Source organism: Mesorhizobium sp. B3-1-7 (assembly GCF_006439385.1).
Classification (GTDB): Bacteria; Pseudomonadota; Alphaproteobacteria; order Rhizobiales; family Rhizobiaceae; genus Mesorhizobium.
In genome coordinates this window covers 2,501-6,070 of record NZ_VFTL01000075.1, presented here as the reverse complement: position 1 = coordinate 6,070, position 3,570 = coordinate 2,501, and the positions used below count along the sequence as shown (strand labels likewise).

Below are 3,570 nucleotides of genomic sequence, written 5' to 3'. Positions count from 1 at the left end.
TCCAACGCAAAACGGCCCGCGTTGAGCGGGCCGTTTTGCGTTTGGTTGCGGGGACAGGATTTGAACCTGTGACCTTCAGGTTATGAGCCTGACGAGCTACCGGGCTGCTCCACCCCGCGTCAACTACGAGCAAGCGTTTGCTTGCGTCCTTGAGGTAAGGTTTAACTTACCGCAATCAAGAGACCACCAAATGAAAGGGCCGCTTGCGCGGCCCATGATCCCGTTTGGCGGGCCTAAATATCGTAGGGAGAAGATTTGTCTCGATCCGGATCTATTTGGCCCGGATGTGAGCTGAACGTGCGCTTGGCAGACCTGGCAGCGACCTACTCTCCCGCGTCTTGAGACGAAGTACCATCAGCGCTGGAGCGTTTCACGGCCGAGTTCGGAATGGGATCGGGTGCAGCCGCTCCGCCATAACCACCAGGTCGGCAAAACGCACGTTCAAATCGAGAAGCTGTTTTCTGTGCCGGCGACAATCCTTCGGATTGCGCCTTGATGGATATAAGTAATGAGAACGATCAAGCCTATCGAACTATTAGTACCGGTAAGCTTCAAGCGTTGCCGCTCTTCCACACCCGGCCTATCAACGTGGTCGTCTTCCACGGTTCTCAGGGAATACTCGTTTCAAGGTGGGTTTCCCGCTTAGATGCCTTCAGCGGTTATCCCGTCCGGATATAGCTACCCTGCAATGCGGCTGGCGCCACAACAGGTCCACCAGAGATCCGTCCATCCCGGTCCTCTCGTACTAGGGACAGATCCTTTCAATATTCCTACACCCACGGCAGATAGGGACCGAACTGTCTCACGACGTTCTGAACCCAACTCACGTACCGCTTTAAATGGCGAACAGCCATACCCTTGGGACCTGCTCCAGCCCCAGGATGCGATGAGTCGACATCGAGGTGCCAAACAACCCCGTCGATATGGACTCTTGGGGGTCATCAGCCTGTTATCCCCGGCGTACCTTTTATCCGTTGAGCGATGGCCCTTCCACGCGGGACCACCGGATCACTATGACCGACTTTCGTCTCTGCTCGACTTGTCAGTCTCGCAGTCAGGCAGGCTTATGCCATTGCACTCAGCGAACGATTTCCGACCGTTCTGAGCCCACCATCGCGCGCCTCCGTTACTCTTTAGGAGGCGACCGCCCCAGTCAAACTACCCACCATACATTGTCCCGGACCCGGATAACGGGCCGCGGTTAGACATCCATAGTAATAAGGGTGGTATTTCAAGGGTGGCTCCACCTGAGCTGGCGCCCAGGTTTCAAAGCCTACCACCTATCCTACACATGCCACTACGAATGCCAATGTAAAGCTATAGTAAAGGTGCACGGGGTCTTTCCGTCTAACCGCAGGAACCCCGCATCTTCACGGGGAATTCAATTTCACTGAGTCTATGCTGGAGACAGCGGGGAAGTCGTTACGCCATTCGTGCAGGTCGGAACTTACCCGACAAGGAATTTCGCTACCTTAGGACCGTTATAGTTACGGCCGCCGTTTACTGGGGCTTCGATTCAGAGCTTGCACCCCTCCTCTTAACCTTCCAGCACCGGGCAGGCGTCAGACCCTATACGTCGCCTTGCGGCTTCGCAGAGCCCTGTGTTTTTGATAAACAGTCGCTACCCCCTGGTCTGTGCCACCCTCCTCTGCTTGCGCAGAAAAGGGTCACGCTTCTTCCGAAGTTACGCGTGCAATTTGCCGAGTTCCTTCAGCATAGTTCTCTCAAGCGCCTTGGTATACTCTACCTGACCACCAGTGTCGGTTTCGGGTACGGTCTATAAGGAGGAGCTATTTCCTGGAACCGCTCCGCTGCCCGTTCAATCCGATAAGATTGGACAACTTGTGCGATCCGTCACTACCTCCAGGCCCACGAATATTAACGTGGTTCCCATCGACTACGCGTTTCCGCCTCGTCTTAGGGGCCGGCTAACCCTGCTCAGATTAACTTTAAGCAGGAACCCTTGGTCTTTCGGCGGGGGAGTCTCTCACTCCCCTTACGTTACTCATGTCAGCATTCGCACTTCTGATACCTCCACCGCCCCTCACGGGTACGGCTTCATCAGCTTACAGAACGCTCCGCTACCGCTCGTGATTGCTCACGAACCCTAAGCTTCGGTGTATGGCTTTAGCCCCGTTACATTTTCGGCGCAAAGACCCTTATTTAGACCAGTGAGCTGTTACGCTTTCTTTAAATGATGGCTGCTTCTAAGCCAACATCCTGGTTGTTTTGGGATCCTCACATCCTTTCCCACTTAGCCATAACTTGGGGACCTTAGCTGTAGGTCAGGGTTGTTTCCCTTTTCACGACGGACGTTAGCACCCGCCGTGTGTCTGCCGACTAGTACTCCCAGGTATTCGGAGTTTGGTTAGGTTTGGTAATCCGGTGAGGACCCCTAGCCCATCCAGTGCTCTACCCCCTGGGGTATTCGGTCGACGCTCTACCTAAATAGATTTCGCGGAGAACCAGCTATTTCCGAGTTTGATTGGCCTTTCACCCCTAGCCACAAGTCATCCCGAACTATTGCAACAGTTATGGGTTCGGTCCTCCAGTAAGTGTTACCTTACCTTCAACCTGCTCATGGCTAGATCACTCGGTTTCGGGTCTAATGCGACGAACTGAACGCCCTGTTCAGACTCGCTTTCGCTGCGCCTACACCTATCGGTTTAAGCTTGCTCGTCACACTAAGTCGCTGACCCATTATACAAAAGGTACGTGGTCACCCTTGCGGGCTCCCACTGTTTGTAGGCAATCGGTTTCAGGTACTCTTTCACTCCCCTTGTCGGGGTGCTTTTCACCTTTCCCTCACGGTACTAGTTCGCTATCGGTCATGCACGAGTACTTAGGCTTGGAAGGTGGTCCTCCCAATTTCAGACAGGATTTCACGTGTCCCGCCTTACTCGAGGACGATTGATCGCATTACGCGTACGGGGCTGTCACCCGCTATGGCCCTACTTTCCAGAAGGTTCCGCTTGTCTCTCAATCGCCACTGGCCTGGTCCGGGTTCGCTCGCCACTACTTCCGGAGTCTCGGTTGATGTCCTTTCCTACGGGTACTTAGATGTTTCAGTTCCCCGCGTTCGCCACTTTATCCCTATGTATTCAGGATAAGTTACCTATTAGCGATACTTGGAAACCACAGCAGCAGATTGCTCCGCTGCTCTGATTTTCCAAGTACCTTAGGTGGGTTTCCCCATTCGGAAATCTACGGATCAAAGGGTATTCGCACCTCCCCGTAGCTTATCGCAGCGTATCACGTCCTTCATCGCCTGTGCATGCCAAGGCATCCACCAATTGCCCTTAAGACACTTGATCGTTCTCATTGCCAATACCCATCGCGCGATCCAAAGGGATCGTCGCTTCAGCAACGCCCTGTGCGGGGCGCCACCGAATGGAATTGGCACAAAAAGACCAGCTTCTCGAGATCGGTTCGAGGGCGCGGTTAGGCAGACCCATCATATGCAAGGGATTGAGCGTCCCTTGCGACAAATCATGACCCTTGCGGGTCATGAAGTTCGAACAAATCTTCTCTTTACGATGTCAAACAGAACAGGCGCAGAGCACGAAGCTC

The 3,570-nt window shown here is 53.9% G+C and carries 1 tRNA gene and 2 rRNA genes; all 3 read right to left on the bottom strand.

Annotation, left to right across the window (positions count from 1 at the left end):
* Positions 1 to 42: 42 nt before the first annotated feature.
* A tRNA-Met gene (locus tag FJ417_RS32840) sits at positions 43 to 119 on the bottom strand.
* 191 nt (positions 120 to 310) lie between these two features.
* Positions 311 to 425: ribosomal RNA gene (rrf, locus tag FJ417_RS32835) — 5S ribosomal RNA — on the bottom strand.
* Between the two features lie 89 nt (positions 426 to 514).
* A 23S ribosomal RNA gene (locus tag FJ417_RS32830) occupies positions 515 to 3,314 on the bottom strand.
* Positions 3,315 to 3,570 lie beyond the last annotated feature (256 nt).